Source organism: Streptomyces sp. SirexAA-E (assembly GCF_000177195.2).
Classification (GTDB): domain Bacteria; phylum Actinomycetota; class Actinomycetes; order Streptomycetales; family Streptomycetaceae; genus Streptomyces; species Streptomyces flavovirens.
On the sequence record NC_015953.1, the window covers coordinates 1,890,540 to 1,906,070 of the forward strand.

Consider the following 15,531-nt stretch of genomic DNA (forward strand, 5'->3'; position numbering starts at 1 on the left):
GCCTGCCGGGTGGCCTCCGGGGCACTCAGTCCCGGTACGCGTCGACGAGGGCGGTGGCCTCCTCCTGGGAGAGGCCGCCGCCCTCGGTGTACGCGGCCTCGTAGGCGGCGTCCCCGAGGGCGCCGCGGACCAGCTCCACGGCCGCCGCGTAGTTGGTCCGCTCCATCGTCGCCGGCACGTGTCCGTCCGGCAGCAGCACCCGTCCGGCGCCCAGCAGCCGCGCCGCGAGGGTGGCCCGGCGCTCCCCGCCGAGCCCGCCCAGCGCGCGGGCCGCGGTGACCAGGTAGAACGCGTGCATCTGCGGCGCCATCATCTGCGCCAGCCGGTCGTCGGCCCGGTCCAGCGCCTCCCTGATCCGGGGCAGGGCGTCCGCGTACCGCCCCTCCAAGGTGTCCAGCCAGGCCAGGCCGCCCAGCACGAAGGCCTCGAAGGCGCCCACGGACGTGGACCGGAAATCGTCGTACAGCACGGCCAGTTGCTCACGCGCCTCGACCGTACGGCCGGACGTGCCCAGCCACTGGGCCAGGAAGAACCGGGCGAACGCCGTCGACTCGTGCCCCGCGTGCCGCCCCTCGACGAGCACCTCCCGGAAGATCGCCTCGCCCTCCGCGCCGCGACCGAGCTCGGTCAGCGCCGAGGCGAACCGGGTGCGGAGCACCAGCACCTGGGCCCGGGCGCCGAGCTTCTCCGCGTAGCCGATCGCGGCCTGGTAGTCCTCGGCCGCCCCGGCGTGGTCGCCCGCCTTCTCGTTCGCCTCGCCCCGCGAGGACAGCGCCTCCGCCGCGCCCCAGTCGTCGCCGAGACGGCCGAAGATCTCCAGGCTCTCGTCGGCGTCCGCGCGGGCCCCGCCCGCCCACTCGGGCCGGTTGGCCAGCACGTTGGCACGCATCTGGAGCACCGAGGCCAGCTCCCACTCGTGCCCGAGCTCCCGTGCGGCGCGGAGCGTCTCGTCCAGCAGTCCGCGCGGGTCCTGGACGTCACCGGTGAGCATGACGGCGAAGAACCAGAGCAGCCCCGGGCTACGGCAGGTCTGCGGCTGGCCGGCCCGGTAGGTGGCGGCGATGACCCGCAGGCGTCCCAGGCCGGCCTCGCTCCCCCAGACGTCCATCGCGTGGTCCATGCTCGCCATGCTGAGCAGCGCCACCTGGCGCCGTGCCTCCTGGAGCAGTTCGGGGCCCATCGGCGGCGGCGCGTCGGTGCAGCGTTCGGTGAGCGAGGGCGCCGGTCGGGCGGGTCCGGCGAACGGGTCGGGGCCGAGCGCGGAGACGGCTTCGGCCCACAGCAGGGCGTCGCTGCGCAGATCCCGCATCTGCCAGTACCAGGCGAGCGAGAGCACCATGCAGAGCGACTCCTGCTCGTCGCGGGCCGCGACGGCGCGCCGCAGGGCGGTGCGCAGGTTCTCGTACTCCCGCTGGAACAGTTCCAGGGCGGCGAGCTGTCCGGCGCCCCGGAGTCCGGGGTCGGTGGTACGGGCCAGCTCCCGGAAGAACACGAGGTGCCGGCGTTCGACGGCCTCCCGTTCGTCCGCCTCGTCGAGCCGTTCGGCGGCGTACTCGCCGACGGTCTCCAGGAGGCGGTAGCGCATCCGGCCGTCCGCGGCGGGGGCGGCGACGACGAGGGACTTGTCGACCAGCGAGCCGAGCACCCCGGCGATGTCGCCCCGGTCCTGCGGCCGGACCGCGCAGACCGCCTCGGCGGCGGCGAGGGTGCAGCCGCCGGAGAAGACCGACAGCCGTCGCAGGACGGTGCGTTCGGCCTCGTCCAGGAGGTCCCAGGACCAGTCGACGACCGCGCGCAGGGTCTGCTGGCGCGGCAGTACGGTGCGGCTGCCGCTGGTCAGCAGGCGGAAGCGGTCGTCGAGACGGTCGGCGATCTGGCGCGGGGTGAGCATGCGCAGCCGGGCGGCGGCGAGTTCGATCGCGAGCGGGAGCCCGTCGAGGCGGTGGCAGATCTCGGCGCAGGCCGCCGCCGTCTCCTCGTCCGCGTCGACCCGGAAGCCGGACACCGCGGCGGCCCCGCGGTCGGCGAGCAGGCGCAGCGCCATCGGGTCGGGCAGCGGGTCGACCGGCCGGACGAACTCGCCGGGCACGCCGAGGGGTTCGCGGCTGGTCGCGAGGACGGTGAGCCCCGGGCAGCGGGCCAGCAGGTGGTCGGCGAGGGCGGCGGCGGCCTCGACGAGGTGCTCGCAGTTGTCCAGGAGCAGCAGCATGCGGCGCCCGGAGCAGCGTTCGGTGAGCCGGGCGAGCGGTTCGCCCGCGCCCCGCTCCGCCGCCCGCAGTTCCTCGGCGCCCGCCCCGCGCAGCACGGTCTCGCGGCCGCCGAGCGCGGTGAGGACGGCCTCCGGTACCGCTTCGGGGTCGTCGACCGGTGCGAGCTCGGCCAGCCAGACGCCGTCCGGCCAGGCGGCCGGGTCGACGGATTCGGCCGCCTCCTGGGACAGCCGGGTCTTGCCCGCGCCGCCGGGGCCCAGGAGCGTGACCAGCCGGGCCCGGGACAGGTCCTCGCGCAGGTCCGCGAGGTCCGCGTCCCGTCCGACGAAGCTCGTCAGCCTGGCCCGCAGGTTGCCCGGCCGTGCGGCGGCAGCGGCCGGGGCGGGGGCCGGGGCGGGAGCGGGGGCCGGGGCGGGCGGGTCCTGGCGCAGCAGTCGCTCGTGCAGGGCACGCAGCGCGGGGCCGGGGTCGGTGCCGAGGCGGTCGGCGAACAGGGTGCGCACCTCGTCGTACGCGGCGAGTGCCTGCGCGGTGCGTCCGGCGTCGGCCAGGGCCTCGATGCGCAGGGCTTGCAGGGGTTCGTCCAGCGGGGCCTCGGCGCACAGCGCGACGAGGTCGGGCAGGGCGTCCTCGGCACGGCCGAGGGCGAGGACGGCGCCGGCCCGGGTGCGCCGCGCGTCCAGTCGCCGGGCCTGGACGCGGGCGGCGGTCACGGCGCGGTCCGGCAGGTCGGCGAGGGCGGGGCCGTGCCAGAGGGCGAGCGCCTCGTCGAGCAGGGTGAGGGCCTTCGCCGCGTCGCCGTCCTCCAGCGCCCGGGTGCCCTCCCCCGCGAGCCGCTCGAAGCGGTGCAGGTCGACGGTGTCCGGGTCGGCGGCGAGCCGGTAGCCGTTCTCCACGGATTCGACGGCGTCCCGGCCGAGGGCGCGCCGGAGCCGGCCGACGAGCGCCTGGAGGGCTCCCGGGGCGTCGGCGGGCGGGTCGCCGTCCCACACCTCGTCGACCAGCACCCCGGCCGGGACCGTGCGCCCCGGATGCAGGGCCAGCACGGTGAGCAGGGCGCGCAGCCGCGCCCCGCCGAGGGCTGCGGGGGTGCCGTCGTCGCGGTGGGCGCGGGTGGTGCCGAGGATGCCGTAGTGCACCCGCCCATTGTGGTGGACGGGCGCGCGCCCGGTGGCCCCAGGTCGATTCCGCCCTTCTGCCCTTCTGCGGACCCCGGCCCGTGGCGCTCCGGGCGGCGGCGAGGGCCGGGCGCCGGTGAGCGGGGGTGTGCGGACGCGGTGTGGGCAGGGAGGGGGGACGAGACGTCCGGGCCGTGCCGCCCGTACTGTCGGGACTCGCCGTACGCCGTCCACTTCCCAGGAGTCGCACCATGACCACCGCCTTCCGCCGGAACGATCGCAGCGACCGGCGGGTCAGTCCGATCTTCCTCGGGATCGCCGCCGTGATGGCCGTCGCGGGCTGGGCCGTGTGGACGGGTTTCGCCGAGCAGACCGGTTTCGCGGTCTTCCTCTTCGTCACCTCGGCCTGGATCGTCTCGCTCTGCCTGCACGAGTACGCGCACGCGCGCACCGCCCTGCACAGCGGGGACGTCTCGATCGGGGCGAAGGGGTACCTCACGCTCAACCCGCTGAAGTACACGCACGCCCTGCTGAGCATCGTGCTGCCGGTGCTCTTCGTGATCATGGGCGGCATCGGTCTGCCGGGCGGCGCGGTCTACATCGAGCGGGGCGGCATCACCGGGCGGTGGAAGCACAGCCTGATCTCGGCCGCCGGGCCGCTGACCAACGTGCTGTTCGCGGTGGTGTGCACGGCGCCGTTCTGGCTGGGCGCGCTGGACGGGGTCCCGCTCGCCTTCCGGCTGGCGCTGGCGTTCCTGGCGCTGCTCCAGGTGACGGCCGCGATTCTGAACTTCCTGCCGGTGCCGGGGCTGGACGGGTACGGCGTGATCGAGCCGTGGCTCTCCTACCGGATCCGGCGGCAGGTGGAGCCGTTCGCCCCGTTCGGGCTGATCGCGGTGTTCGGACTGCTGTGGATCCCGGAGGTGAACGGGGTGTTCTTCGACGCGGTGGACGCGCTGCTGCGGGGGCTGGGCGTCAGCGAGGTCGAGACGTACTGCGGGCTCGACACGTACCGCTTCTGGCAGGAGTGGTTCGGTGACCAGGACCCGTGGTGTGCGGTGCGGGCCTGAGCGCCTGCCGGGCGCCTTCGGCGGTCAGGCGGCCGTCGCTTCCCTGCGCGCCTTCTCCCGGCGGACGTAGAACCACGTCATGTTCGACGAGAGGCCGGCCAGCAGCACCCAGACGATCCCGAGGAGGCTGCCTTCCACGAAGGAGACCACCGCGGCCACGACGGCGAGGACGCAGACGGCGAGGGAGTAGAGAGCGAGGCGGGGCATGAGGGCGGGTGCTCCTGTCGGGGGATGGTGCGCGGTCCCGTCCAGTGTCCCTCATGCCCGTTTCGGCTCCGGGCGGGGGCTCGCTCACACGTCGGTGGTCCGCAGTCCGGCGTGTGCCTTGTAGCGGCGGTTGACCGAGATCAGGTTGGCGACCAGCGACTCGACCTGGTGGGCGTTGCGCAGCCGCCCCGCGAAGATCCCGCGCATGCCGGGGATGCGGTTGGCGAGCGCCTGCACGGTGTCGGTGTCGGCGCGGGCCTCGCCCAGCACCAGCACGTCGGTGTCGATCTCCTCGATCGACTCGTCCTGGAGCAGCACCGCCGAGAGGTGGTGGAAGGCGGCGGTGACCCGGGAGTCGGGCAGCAGGGCGGCGGCCTGCTCGGCGGCGCTGCCCTCCTCGGGCGTGAGGGCGTAGGCGCCCTTCTTGTCGAAGCCGAGCGGGTTGACGCAGTCGACGACGATCTTCCCGGCGAGCTCCTCGCGCAGGGACTCCAGCGTCTTGGCGTGCCCTTCCCACGGCACGGCGACGATCACGACGTCGCTGCGCCGTGCGCACGCGGCGTTCTCGGCGCCCTCGACGCCGTGGCCGAGCTCGGCGGCGGCGGCCTCGGCCCGGTCGGCGGCCCGGGAGCCGATGACGACCTTCTGCCCGGCGCGGGCGAGGCGGTAGGCGAGGCCGCGGCCCTGCGGGCCGGTGCCGCCGATGACGCCGACGGTCAGGCCGGACACGTCGGGGAGGTCGAAGGGGTCCTTGGCGGGGGGCTTGGGGGCGCTGCCACTGTCATGCGTAGTCATGGCCCCGACACTACTGCGAGGTGGCGGGCCAGACCGGCTGCGGCCCGCTCGTCCCCGTTCGGGTGGAGCACCCCCGTCCGGCCCTCACGCGGACCGTCGCGGCGGCATGATGCCGGCCATGGATGCCGTACGAGTCGCGACGCTGCGTGAGGTACTCGCCGGGACCCGGTGGCCGACGGCCGCCCGGCGGTTCGCCCGGACCCTGCGGTCCTCGGTGGAACCGCAGGGCGGCGGGCTCCTGCTGGTGGGCACGGAGGTGTACGAGCCGTGGCACATGGCCGCGCACCTGGTGGACGAGTCCACCTGGTCGGGCCTGCCCCAGCTGCGGCCCACGCTGGTGCGCCACCACGCCCGCCCGGACGACCCGGCGCACCTGGCGGTGGGCCTCGGCCGGATCGAGGCGGCCGGCCGGGGCGAGACGCTGCTGGTGGTCGCCCCGGGACGCCCCGGGGGCGGCCTGCTGGAGCGGGTGCACGACGCGCGCCGGGCGGGTGCGACCGTCCTGGCGCTGGAGGGCGGCGACCCGGAGGTGCAGGGCCTGGCCCACGAGGCGCTGACGGTGACGGGCGCGGACGAGGTGGATCTGGACACCGTCCAGCACCTGGTCAGCGCGGCGGCGGGAGAGAACGGCACACCCACCCGGGGGCGCGGCACGTTCCGGGACCGGCTGTCCCGGCTGGCCGACCAGCTGACGGCACCGCCGCCGGCCCGGTGGTGAGGCGCCCGGGGCCCGCGAAGCCCCGACCGGGGAGAACGGAGTTGCCGTCGGCCCGGCCGGCGACGGAACACGACCCCTCGTGACCTCTCGTCTCGGTCCGCGATCCGGACCGGCGGGGTGGCGTGCGTCGCCTCGGTCGCGCTGCTGTCCGCGGCCCTGCCGAAGCTGCTCACGTACGACTCGGCGACGGACGAGGACGCCGCGCGCAGGCGGGCGGCGCGTCCCGGCCCCGTCGAGGACCGGGCCGGGACGGGACCGGTCACCACTGATCCGGCCTGATCCGATGCGTAAGCCCTTAGTCCGGCGTCTCGTCCGGGGTCTCCTTGGTGCGGTCGTGCCACTTCGGGTCGTTCTCCCACTCGAGGTTCCGCTCACGCGCGGTGTCCATCGCGTGCTGGGCCTCCTCCCGCGAGGTGTACGGGCCGAAACGGTCCTTCGCCGGGCACTCGGGGCCTTCCTCCACCTTCTTGTGGGCCAGGCAGTAGTACCACTCGCCCGGTTTGCCGACCGTGCGCTTCTTGAACAGGGCCATCGACGGATCCTTTCCTCGCTGCCATGGTGCCCCGAGCACGCTGGTTAGACTCGTTGACATGTCTGGTCAGTCGCTCCTCGTACCAGGGGAGATCACTCCCGTCCGTTCCGTCCCGGGAAACATCCGGCGCCCCGAGTACGTGGGGAAGCCCGCTCCCACCCCCTACACCGGGCCGGAGGTCCAGGACTCCGACACCGTGGAGCGCATGCGGATCGCGGGCCGGATCGCCGCCCAGGCGATGGAGGAGGCGGCCAAGCTCATCGCGCCGGGAGTCACCACCGACGAACTCGACCGGGTCGCCCACGCGTTCATGGTCGACCACGGGGCGTACCCCTCGACCCTCGGCTACCGGGGCTTCCCGAAGTCCCTGTGCACCTCGGTCAACGAGGTCATCTGCCACGGCATCCCGGACTCCACGGTGCTGCGGGACGGTGACATCGTGAACCTCGACGTCACCGCGTACATCAACGGGGTGCACGGCGACAACAACGCCACCTATCTCTGCGGTGACGTCGACGAGGAGTCCCGGCTGCTCGTGGAGCGCACCCGGGAGTCGCTGAACCGCGCGATCAAGGCGGTGCGGCCCGGACGCCAGATCAACGTCATCGGGCGGGTCGTCGAGTCGTACGCGAAGCGGTTCGGCTACGGCGTGGTGCGGGACTTCACCGGGCACGGGATCAACTCCTCGTTCCACTCCGGCCTCATCGTCCCGCACTACGACAGCCCGCACGCGACGACCGTGATGCGGCCCGGGATGACGTTCACCATCGAGCCGATGCTGACGCTCGGGACGCACGAGTACGACATGTGGGACGACGGCTGGACCGTGGTGACCAAGGACCGCAGGCGCACCGCGCAGTTCGAGCACACCCTGGTCGTCACCGAGACCGGGGCGGACGTCCTGACGCTTCCGTGAGGCCGCGCCCGGCACCGGACCGGGCACCGTCCGCACACCTCTCGCCGCCCCACCAGGACGTTTCGGTCGGACGTCTTACCGACAGGCGGTCGGGAACCTGTTGACTTAGGTGAACCTAAGTAGGAGGATCGGTGTGTCGGCACGCGACCGCGCACGCGGTCGCCGCTGCCGACATTTCCGCATCTGTACGGACTTCCCGTCCCCTCTCGGCCCCCGGAGGCCCGCCTTGGACGCAACCGCCACCCCCGCGACCGCTCCCAGCACCCCTTTCTCGACGCTGATCCGTACCGCGTCGCACGAGCAGCACACCGAGGCGGAGTCCTCCACCTTCATGAGCGACATGCTCGGCGGGCGGCTCGGGGTGGACGCGTACGCGCGCTACACGGAGCAGCTGTGGTTCGTCTACCGGGCTCTGGAGGACGGCGCCGACGCCCTGCGCGAGGACCCGGTGGCGGGCCCCTTCATACAGCCCGAGCTGATGCGCACGGCCGAGCTGGAGCGGGACCTCGCCCATCTGCGGGGCGAGGCGTGGCGCGAGGGCCTGGAGCCGCTGCCGGCCACGGCCGCGTACGCGGAGCGGGTCGCCGAGTGCGCCCGTGACTGGCCGGCCGGCTACATCGCGCACCACTACACCCGCTACCTCGGTGACCTCTCCGGCGGCCAGATCATCCGGGGCACGGCGGAGAAGACCTGGGGCTTCGAGCGCAAGGGCGACGGGGTGCGCTTCTACGTCTTCGAGCAGATCTCCAACCCGGCCGCCTTCAAGCGGGAGTACCGGGAGCTGCTGGACGCGGTGAACGCCGACGACCTGGAGAAGCAGCGCATCATCGACGAGTGCAAGCGCGCCTTCGCGCTGAACACCGCCGTCTTCCACGAGCTGGGCGAGGCCTTCCCGCTCAGCGCCTGAGACCGGCGCCCGAGGCCAGCAGGACGCGGCCCCCGACCTCCACCGTGCCGTCCGGCGCGGGTGCGGTGAGGATCTGGGAGCCGCGTCCTTGTGTGATGTTCAGGGCCCTGCCGAGCCGTGCGCACAGCAGCAGGGCCGCAGCTCCCGTCGCCTCGCCCTCCTCGCCCCCCACGGGGCCGGCCCCGGTTCCGGCGGAGCGGGCGTCGCCGCGCTCGTCCGTGCCGCGCGGGAACGCCCGCGCCCGTACACGTCCGGCCGCCTCGTCCTCCCAGGCCCAGACGTAGAGCCACCCCTCGCCCTTCGGGGGCTCCGTCAGCGCCTCGATCTCGGCCGCCGACGCGTACTGCTCCAGCGTCCTGGGCGTGACCCACTCGGGGCGTGCCGTGATCCAGGTGAACTCGCCGTCCTGGTGGGCGAACACGTCGCCGATCGGCAGCTCCAGGACCCCCAGGTCGAGCAGCCAGGCGGCGCCGACGAGCGGGTGCCCGGCGAACGGCAGCCGCAGTCCGGGCGTACGGATGTCGACGGTGCCCCGTTCCGGGTCGTCCACGAACACGGTCTCGCTGAACCCGAGTTCACGGGCGAGCGTCTGCCGCGCGTCGTTGCCGGGGTAGCGGCGCCCGTCCCGGACGACGCCGAGTGGGTTGCCGTGGCGCCCGTCCGGGCCGCAGAACACGCGCAGTACGTCGATGCCGTCGGGTACGTCGAAGTCGGTCACGTGGGCATTCAAGCACCGCGCGGGCACCACGAAGGCCCGCGGGGCCGTACCGGAGTGTGCCGGTGCGGCCCCGCGGGCGTGTTCCGCCGGCCGGATCAGACGGCGTCGGCGCGGCGTCGGCGTGCGGCGATCACCACACCGGCGCCCGCGGCGACGACGACACCCGAGGCGGCGATCAGCGCGCCGGTCGGCAGGTCGGAGCCGGTGGAGGCGAGGGAGCCCGCGCCGCCCACGGAGCCGCCGACGGAGCCGCCGCCGACCGTGCCGCCGGTCGTGCCGGTGCCGCCCGTCGTGGAACCGCTGCCGCCGGTGGAGCCGGATCCACCGGTGGCGCCCGGGAGTTCGGCGTCCTCGTCGAGCGCGACGGCGACGGTCAGGGCGTCGAGCTGGGTGCCCTTGGTGTACATGCCGCCGAACGCCTTGGTGCCGTCGGCGGTCAGGGTCGCGGGAACGGCCTTGAGCGTCACGACCCCGCCCTTGGCGGCCAGTTCACCCGAGGGGAGCTTCAGGTCGGCGACGGCGAGCGCGGGGTAGGTGGAGACCTTCTTGGTCTCGCGGTCCTTGCTGGAGACGTCGGCGACCAGCGTGCCGGTGGTGCCCTCGACCTGGATCCGCAGCTTGGTCAGGGAGAGGTCGAGCGTGTAGGCGTCGCCCTCCTTGTGGCCGAGGAAGCGGACCGAGCCGGCGAACTCGGCGTCCAGCGTCTGCTTGTCGGCGTCGAAGGCTCCGGTGGCGTCGGGGAAGCGGTAGCCGTCGCCGGAGGCGGTGGCGCCCTGGGCCGTCTCGACCTTGCCGTTCGCGATGGGGCCGGTGACGTACGTGCGGAAGGACTCCTTGACGCCCCAGTCCAGGGTGCCGTCGACGACGGCACCCTGCTCGGCGGCGGGGGCGGTGGCCGTGGTGGAGGGGGCCGGAGTGGTCGGCGTGGTGGGCTCGCCGCTGGGCGTGGCCGTCGGCTCCTCGGTCGGCTTCTGCGTGGGCTCCTCGGTCGGCTTCTCCGTCGGCTCGCCGGTGGGCTCCTCGGTCGGCTTCCCGGTGGGTGTCGGCTCCTCGGTCGGGGCGGGGGTGACGGCCTTGACGGAGAGGGTGGCGGGGTCGAGCTCCGCTCCCTCGGCGTACATGCCGTTGAAGACCTCGGAGCCGGCCTTGGTGAGGGAGACGGGGATGTCCTTGAAGACCATCGCGCCGCCGTCGCCCTGCCCGGGGCGGACCGTGGAGAGGTCGAGGTCCGCGACGGCGACGTCGTCCTTGGTGCCTTCCGGGGTCTTCACGTCGGCGGTGATCGCGCCGCCGGTGCCGGTCGTCGAGACCTTCACGTCGAAGAGCGTGATGTCCAGGACGCCGCCGTGGGCGTTGAAGTTGACGCTGCCGTCGAAGGCGGTGGCCGTGCCGTGCGTGGTGGTGTCGTAGGTGCCCTTGCCGTTGCCGAAGGTGAAGACCCCGTTGCCGGCGGCCTGGGTGGCCCCGTCCTTGACGGTGATCGTGCCGGCTCCGCCGATGTATCTGCGGAAGGACTCCTTGAAGCCCCAGTCCAGCGTGCCGTCCGTCAGCTCCATGGTGGAGGCGGGGGCGGCTTCCTTGCTGTCGGCCGCGAGCGCGGGCAGGGCGAAGGTCGCGCCGAGCGCGGCCGCGGTGGCGACGGCGGCGGCGAGGGCTATGGGGCGGCGGGTGGCTGCCATGGCGGTGACTCCTGGAGGAACGTGGGTGGTTGGTGACGTGTGAGGGAGAGGGAGAAAAGCTCAGGTGTTCCGGGCGGCCGTACGGCGCCGGAGGGCCAGCCAGAGACCGCCGCCCGCGGCGGCGAGCAGCACCGCACCGCCGCCGGCGGCGAGGTAGGGGCCGCTGCCGGGGCCGGGCTCGGCGGCCACCGGCTGGACGGACGCGGTGGTCGCGGGCTTCTTCGAGGGGGTCGCGGAGGGCTCGGCCGTGGTGCCGAGGTCGGGCAGGGCGGGCAGGGCGGCCTTCGCGTCGACGGTGACGGCCAGGGAGACCGGGTCCATCGCGGTGCCCGCGGAGTAGAGGGAACCGAAGGCCTCGGCGCCGTCCGCGGTCAGGGTCGCGGGGGCCTCGGTGAGGACGGCGAGGCCGTCCTTCGGGGTGAGGTCCTCGGCGGCGAAGGTGACGAGCGGGACGTCCTCACGGGTGGCGCCCTCGCTGGTGACGTCGGCGCGGAGGGTGCCCTTGCCCGAGGCCACCTTCACGGTGACACCGGCCAGTTCGAGGTCGAGGCCGCCCTTGCCGGTGAAGCGGACGCTCCCGGCGAACGCCGCGTCCAGGCTCTGCTTCTTCGCGTCGTAGGTCCCCTTGCCCTGCGGGAAGCGGAAGAGCGCTCCGCCGTCCTGGGCGCCGTCGGCCAGGGTCCACTTCCCCTGGGCGATGGAGCCGGTGACGTACTCGCGGTAGGTGCGGCGTACGCCCCAGTCCACCGCGGCGTCCTCGAAGCGGCCCGCGGTCTTCTCGGCCTTCTTCGTCTTCGAGGGGGACGGAGACGGGGAGGTGGAGGCGGCCGGCGCGCCCGCCGGGGCCTTCGTGTCGACGGAGAGGGTGATCGGGTCCAGCGGGGTGCCCGCCGTGTAGTAGCCGGCGAAGGCCGTCGCGCCCTGGGCGGTCAGCGTCGCGGGGACGGAGGTGAGGGCGATGGGCGTCGTCCCGCCCCGCATGTCGATCCCGGACAGGCCGAGCGTGGCCAGCGGCACCTGGGCGGAGTTGGTGACCCGTCCGCTCTCCCGGTCCTTGCTGACCATGTCCGCGTAGAGGGTTCCGCCGCCACCGGAGATGCGGATGGTGGGACGGCTGATGGTGAGGTCCAGCTGGTTGGTGCCGTCGGACCGCTGGTGGCCGACGAAGCGGACCCCGCCAGAGAAGCCCGCCCGGAACTCCCCGCTCGTCGGGTCGTAGGAGCCGGTGGCGGAGTGGAAGCGGAACTGGCTGCCGCCGACCGTGGCGGCTCCGCCGGTGAGGCCCCAACTGCCCTGGGCGATGGGGCCGGTGACGTAACTCTGGAACGAGGACTTGATACCCCAGTCGAGTCTGCCGCCTTGCACCGTGCGGCTCGCCGCCTGCGCGGCGGTGGCCGGGAGCAATGCCCCCAGCAGCACCGCGAACAGCGCGACGACGAGCGCGCGCACGGATCTGGACGGCAGCATGGGACCCTCCCGAAGGGCTAGAAACTCAGGTAAGGCTAACCTAAGGTGTATTCAGCCCGTGCCGGAACCCCCTCCGCCACTTCACTTCGCAACATCCCCAGGACGGTGCACTCGTGCGATTTCCCCAGTACCCGGCTGTATCGGGGCGAAGAGCCGCACGGCCGCGCACCGCCCGACTCGGCGTCCTGGCCGGTGCGGTGGCGCTCGCGATGACCCTCGGCGGCTGCGGCGGCACGGACGCCCCGGCAGGCGGAACGTCGAAGGCGGCGAAGGCCGCCCCCGCGGCCGACCGCGTCGAACCGCTGGCCACGACACCGAAGCCGCAGCTGCCGGTCACGGTGGAGTCGGCCGACGGGACCGAGGTCACCGTCTCCTCGGCCGACCGGATCGTCCCGCTCACCGGCTCGCTGAGCGAGATCGTCTTCACCCTGGGGCTCGGCGAGCAGGTGGTGGCCCGTGACATCACCGCGACCTTCGAACAGGCCGAGAAGCTCCCGGTGGTGACCCGCGCGCACGACGTGTCGGCGGAGAGCGTGCTCTCGCTGAGACCGACGGTCGTCCTCGCGGACACCACGACCGGCCCCACCGAGGCCATCGGCCAGATACGGGACGCCGGTGTCCCGCTGGTCGTCGTCGAGCCCGCCAAGGAACTCGCCGACGTGGGCCGCCGGATCGACACGGTCGCCGCCGCGCTCGGCGTGACGCCGTCCGGGGACGAGCTGAAGGCGCGTACGGAGTCCCGGATCGAGGCCGTACGGAAGACGATCCCGGCCCGCGAGGAGGGGGTGGCGCCGCGCGTCGCCTTCCTGTACCTGCGCGGCTCGGCCTCCGTCTACCTGCTGGGCGGCCAGGAGTCCGGGGCGAGTTCTCTGCTGGAGGCGGCGGGCGCCGTCGACGCGGGCAAGGCCTCCGGTCTGAAGAAGGACTTCACCGCCATCACGGCCGAGGCCCTGGCGAAGGCCGAACCGGACGCGATCCTCGTCATGACCAAGGGCCTCGACTCGGTCGGCGGCGTCGACGGGCTGGTGAAGATCCCCGGCATCGCCGAGACGCCCGCCGGGATGGACCGGCGGATCGTCTCCGTCGACGACGGGGTGCTGCTCAACTACGGGCCGCGCACCGACCGGGTGCTGGCCGAACTGGTCGAGCAGCTCTACCCGGAAGGCGGCGCCGGCCGATGACCGCCACCGCCTACGACGCCCCCGCCACCGAGGACGACGGCCCGGACCCCGGCGCCACGGACACCCGCAACCGCGTGCGGGGCAGGGCGTTCGTCCTCACCGCGGCACTGGCGGCGGCCCTGCTGGTCGGCTGCCTGCTCTCCGCCGGCCTCGGCGCGTACAGCATTCCGCTCGGGGACGTCCTCTCCTCCGTCCAGCACCGGATCGGCCTGGGCGGGCACGCCCTGGACCGGGTCGGCGAGAGCGTGCTGTGGAACGTACGCCTGCCCCGGGTCGTCCTCGCCCTGCTCGTCGGGGCCTCCCTGGGCTGCGCGGGGGCCCTGATGCAGGGCGTGTTCGGCAACCCGCTGGCCGAGCCCGGCGTCATCGGGATCTCTTCGGGCGCGGCGGTCGGCGCGGTCGCCTCGATCGCGCTCGGGCTGAACTTCCTCGGCAACTGGACCATCACCGTCTGCGCCTTCGCCGCGGGCCTCGCCACCGTCCTGCTGGTGTACACGCTGTCGCGGTCGGGCGGGCGCACCGAGGTGGTGACCCTGATCCTCACGGGTATCGCCGTCAACGCCTTCGCGGGTGCGCTGATCGGCCTGTTCATCTTCTTCGCCGACAACGCGCAGATCACCCAGATCACCTTCTGGCAGCTCGGTTCGCTGGCACAGGCGACCTGGCCGAAGGTGCTCGCCGTGCTGCCGTGCGCGGTCCTCGGCCTGCTCGTCGCCCCCTTCTACGCGAGGAAGCTGGACCTGCTCGCCCTCGGTGAGCGCCCGGCCCGGCACCTGGGCGTGGACGTCGAGAGGCTGCGGATCGTGCTGGTCCTCGTCGTCGCCCTGCTGACCGCCGCGGCCGTCGCGGTCGCGGGCATCATCTCCTTCGTGGGGCTGCTCGTTCCCCACCTGCTGCGGATGGCCAACGGCCCCGGGCACCGCTTCCTCGTCCCGGGCAGCGCGCTCGGCGGGGCGCTGGTGCTGGTCGCGGGCGACCTCGCGGCCCGTACCGTCGCCGACCCCGCGGAGCTTCCGCTGGGTGTGCTGACCGCGCTCTTCGGCAGCCCGTTCTTCTTCTGGCTGCTGCGCCGGACCCGTCGTAAGCAAGGTGGTTGGGCGTGAAGGCGCTGAGAAGACTGTTCGCCGCGGGCACCGACCGGGAGCTGCCGGTCCCCGCCGCCCCCGGCACCCCGCTCGCCGAGGCGGCCGCCCTGTCCGTCCGGCTGGGCGGCCGGCAGGTGCTGGACGCCGTGGACCTGACCGCCCGCGCGGGCGAGGTGGTGGCTCTGGTCGGCCCGAACGGGGCGGGGAAGTCCACCCTGCTGGCGGCGCTGGCCGCCGATCTGCCCGCCGGGAGCGGCGAGATCCGTATCGGCGGCCGCCCGGCCGGTTCCTGGTCACCGCCCGAACTCGCCCTGCGCCGGGCCGTGCTGCCGCAGTCCGCCACGCTGTCCTTCCCCTTCCCGGTCGAGGACGTCGTGCGGATGGGCAGGGCGCCTTGGGCGGGGACGGCCGCGGAGGACGAGGACGACGCGGCCGTCGCCGCGGCGATGGAGGCGACGGAGGTCACCCGGTTCGCGGCCCGGCCGTTCTCCGCGCTGTCGGGCGGCGAGCGGGCCCGGGTCGCCCTGGCCCGGGTACTGGCCCAGCGCGCCCCGCTGCTCCTCCTGGACGAGCCGACCGCCGCCCTGGACCTGCGCCACCAGGAGCTGGTGCTGCGGATCTGCCGGGAGCGGGCCGCCGCCGGGGACGCCGTGGTCGTGGTCCTGCACGACCTGGGCCTCGCCGCGGCCTACGCGGACCGGGCGGTGGTCCTGCGGGACGGCCGGATCGCGGCGGCCGGACCGCCGGCCGAGGTGTTCACGGGTGCGCTGCTGGGCGAGGTCTACCGCCAGCCGGTGGAGGTGTTCCCGCACCCGAGGACCGGGGTCCCGCTCGTCGTACCGGAGCGGAAGCGCTGACCGTACGGGGGCAACGGCCGTGTCCCGGGTCACGGTTGGGGGCCGTATCCCTCGTCCCCGCGCTCACGCCG

General features: G+C 73.9%; 14 protein-coding genes and 1 pseudogene. 8 read left to right on the forward strand and 7 right to left on the reverse strand.

All coding sequences use genetic code 11. The annotated features are described in order from the left end of the window. Positions 1-25: 25 nt before the first annotated feature. On the reverse strand, positions 26-3,349 hold the full coding sequence (locus tag SACTE_RS08325) for a BTAD domain-containing putative transcriptional regulator (protein ID WP_014045590.1): 3,324 nt from the start codon (positions 3,347-3,349) through the stop codon (positions 26-28). Between the two features lie 230 nt (positions 3,350-3,579). Here SACTE_RS08325 and SACTE_RS08330 point away from each other — a divergent pair, with 230 nt between their 5' ends. Then, the gene (locus tag SACTE_RS08330; protein ID WP_014045591.1) at positions 3,580-4,398 is read left to right on the forward strand and encodes a site-2 protease family protein; all 819 of its coding nucleotides are present in this window, start codon (positions 3,580-3,582) and stop codon (positions 4,396-4,398) included. Between the two features lie 24 nt (positions 4,399-4,422). Here SACTE_RS08330 and SACTE_RS08335 read toward each other — a convergent pair whose 3' ends face one another. Both SACTE_RS08335 and npdG read right to left on the reverse strand, forming a co-directional pair. Beyond that, entirely contained in the window at positions 4,423-4,605 is a 183-nt protein-coding gene (locus SACTE_RS08335) for a hypothetical protein (protein WP_014045592.1), read from the reverse strand. 84 nt (positions 4,606-4,689) lie between these two features. Continuing rightward, the gene (npdG, locus tag SACTE_RS08340) at positions 4,690-5,400 is read right to left on the reverse strand and encodes an NADPH-dependent F420 reductase (RefSeq protein ID WP_014045593.1); all 711 of its coding nucleotides are present in this window, start codon (positions 5,398-5,400) and stop codon (positions 4,690-4,692) included. Positions 5,401-5,518: 118 nt separating this feature from the next. Here npdG and SACTE_RS08345 point away from each other — a divergent pair, with 118 nt between their 5' ends. Both SACTE_RS08345 and SACTE_RS32995 read left to right on the forward strand, forming a co-directional pair. Next, complete coding sequence (locus SACTE_RS08345; RefSeq protein WP_026359011.1) at positions 5,519-6,118, forward strand: hypothetical protein; 600 nt, start codon at positions 5,519-5,521, stop codon at positions 6,116-6,118. 90 nt (positions 6,119-6,208) lie between these two features. Next, a pseudogene (locus SACTE_RS32995) lies at positions 6,209-6,397 on the forward strand (MFS transporter); the annotation flags it as partial. A 16-nt stretch (positions 6,398-6,413) separates the two neighbouring features. Here the strand turns inward: SACTE_RS32995 and SACTE_RS08350 are convergent. Further along, positions 6,414-6,650 carry a hypothetical protein gene (locus SACTE_RS08350; RefSeq protein ID WP_014045595.1) on the reverse strand — a complete coding sequence of 79 codons (237 nt, stop codon included), beginning with the start codon at positions 6,648-6,650 and terminating at the stop codon, positions 6,414-6,416. Positions 6,651-6,708: 58 nt separating this feature from the next. Between SACTE_RS08350 and map the strand changes: the two genes are divergently transcribed. Both map and SACTE_RS08360 read left to right on the forward strand, forming a co-directional pair. Further along, positions 6,709-7,566 (forward strand): type I methionyl aminopeptidase, encoded by an 858-nt coding sequence (gene map / locus SACTE_RS08355; RefSeq protein WP_014045596.1) that lies wholly within the window; start codon positions 6,709-6,711, stop codon positions 7,564-7,566. Between the two features lie 226 nt (positions 7,567-7,792). Further along, complete coding sequence (locus SACTE_RS08360; protein ID WP_014045597.1) at positions 7,793-8,473, forward strand: biliverdin-producing heme oxygenase; 681 nt, start codon at positions 7,793-7,795, stop codon at positions 8,471-8,473. Here the strand turns inward: SACTE_RS08360 and SACTE_RS08365 are convergent. The 3 genes from SACTE_RS08365 to SACTE_RS08375 form a co-directional block, all read right to left on the reverse strand. Then, positions 8,463-9,191, reverse strand: a complete 729-nt coding sequence (locus tag SACTE_RS08365) for a PhzF family phenazine biosynthesis protein (protein ID WP_019992722.1) — start codon at positions 9,189-9,191, stop codon at positions 8,463-8,465. The genes SACTE_RS08360 and SACTE_RS08365 overlap by 11 nt on opposite strands. 95 nt (positions 9,192-9,286) lie before the next feature. Continuing rightward, positions 9,287-10,870: an HtaA domain-containing protein gene (locus tag SACTE_RS08370; protein WP_014045599.1), complete on the reverse strand. Its 1,584-nt coding sequence runs from the start codon at positions 10,868-10,870 to the stop codon at positions 9,287-9,289. A 60-nt stretch (positions 10,871-10,930) separates the two neighbouring features. Beyond that, positions 10,931-12,337, reverse strand: coding sequence for an HtaA domain-containing protein (locus SACTE_RS08375; protein WP_014045600.1), 1,407 nt, complete (start codon positions 12,335-12,337; stop codon positions 10,931-10,933). A gap of 113 nt (positions 12,338-12,450) precedes the next feature. On the opposite strand from SACTE_RS08375, the gene SACTE_RS08380 reads away from it, so the two are divergent. The 3 genes from SACTE_RS08380 to SACTE_RS08390 are packed head-to-tail and all read left to right on the forward strand — an operon-like array spanning position 12,451 to position 15,460. Next, complete coding sequence (locus SACTE_RS08380; protein ID WP_014045601.1) at positions 12,451-13,518, forward strand: ABC transporter substrate-binding protein; 1,068 nt, start codon at positions 12,451-12,453, stop codon at positions 13,516-13,518. After that, complete coding sequence (locus SACTE_RS08385) at positions 13,515-14,621, forward strand: iron ABC transporter permease (protein ID WP_014045602.1); 1,107 nt, start codon at positions 13,515-13,517, stop codon at positions 14,619-14,621. Before SACTE_RS08380 ends, SACTE_RS08385 begins: the two co-directional genes overlap by 4 nt. Beyond that, entirely contained in the window at positions 14,618-15,460 is an 843-nt protein-coding gene (locus SACTE_RS08390) for a heme ABC transporter ATP-binding protein (protein WP_014045603.1), read from the forward strand. The genes SACTE_RS08385 and SACTE_RS08390 overlap by 4 nt, the downstream gene beginning before the upstream one ends. Positions 15,461-15,531: the final 71 nt, after the last annotated feature.

Coding starts and splice junctions, on each gene's coding strand:
- map (WP_014045596.1), top strand. CDS start 6,709: ATGTCTGGTCAGTCGCTCCTCGTACCAGGGGAGATCACTCCCGTCCGT.
- npdG (WP_014045593.1), bottom strand. CDS start 5,400: ATGACTACGCATGACAGTGGCAGCGCCCCCAAGCCCCCCGCCAAGGAC.
- SACTE_RS08375 (WP_014045600.1), bottom strand. CDS start 12,337: ATGCTGCCGTCCAGATCCGTGCGCGCGCTCGTCGTCGCGCTGTTCGCG.
- SACTE_RS08385 (WP_014045602.1), top strand. CDS start 13,515: ATGACCGCCACCGCCTACGACGCCCCCGCCACCGAGGACGACGGCCCG.
- SACTE_RS08345 (WP_026359011.1), top strand. CDS start 5,519: ATGGATGCCGTACGAGTCGCGACGCTGCGTGAGGTACTCGCCGGGACC.
- SACTE_RS08335 (WP_014045592.1), bottom strand. CDS start 4,605: ATGCCCCGCCTCGCTCTCTACTCCCTCGCCGTCTGCGTCCTCGCCGTC.
- SACTE_RS08330 (WP_014045591.1), top strand. CDS start 3,580: ATGACCACCGCCTTCCGCCGGAACGATCGCAGCGACCGGCGGGTCAGT.
- SACTE_RS08350 (WP_014045595.1), bottom strand. CDS start 6,650: ATGGCCCTGTTCAAGAAGCGCACGGTCGGCAAACCGGGCGAGTGGTAC.
- SACTE_RS08370 (WP_014045599.1), bottom strand. CDS start 10,870: ATGGCAGCCACCCGCCGCCCCATAGCCCTCGCCGCCGCCGTCGCCACC.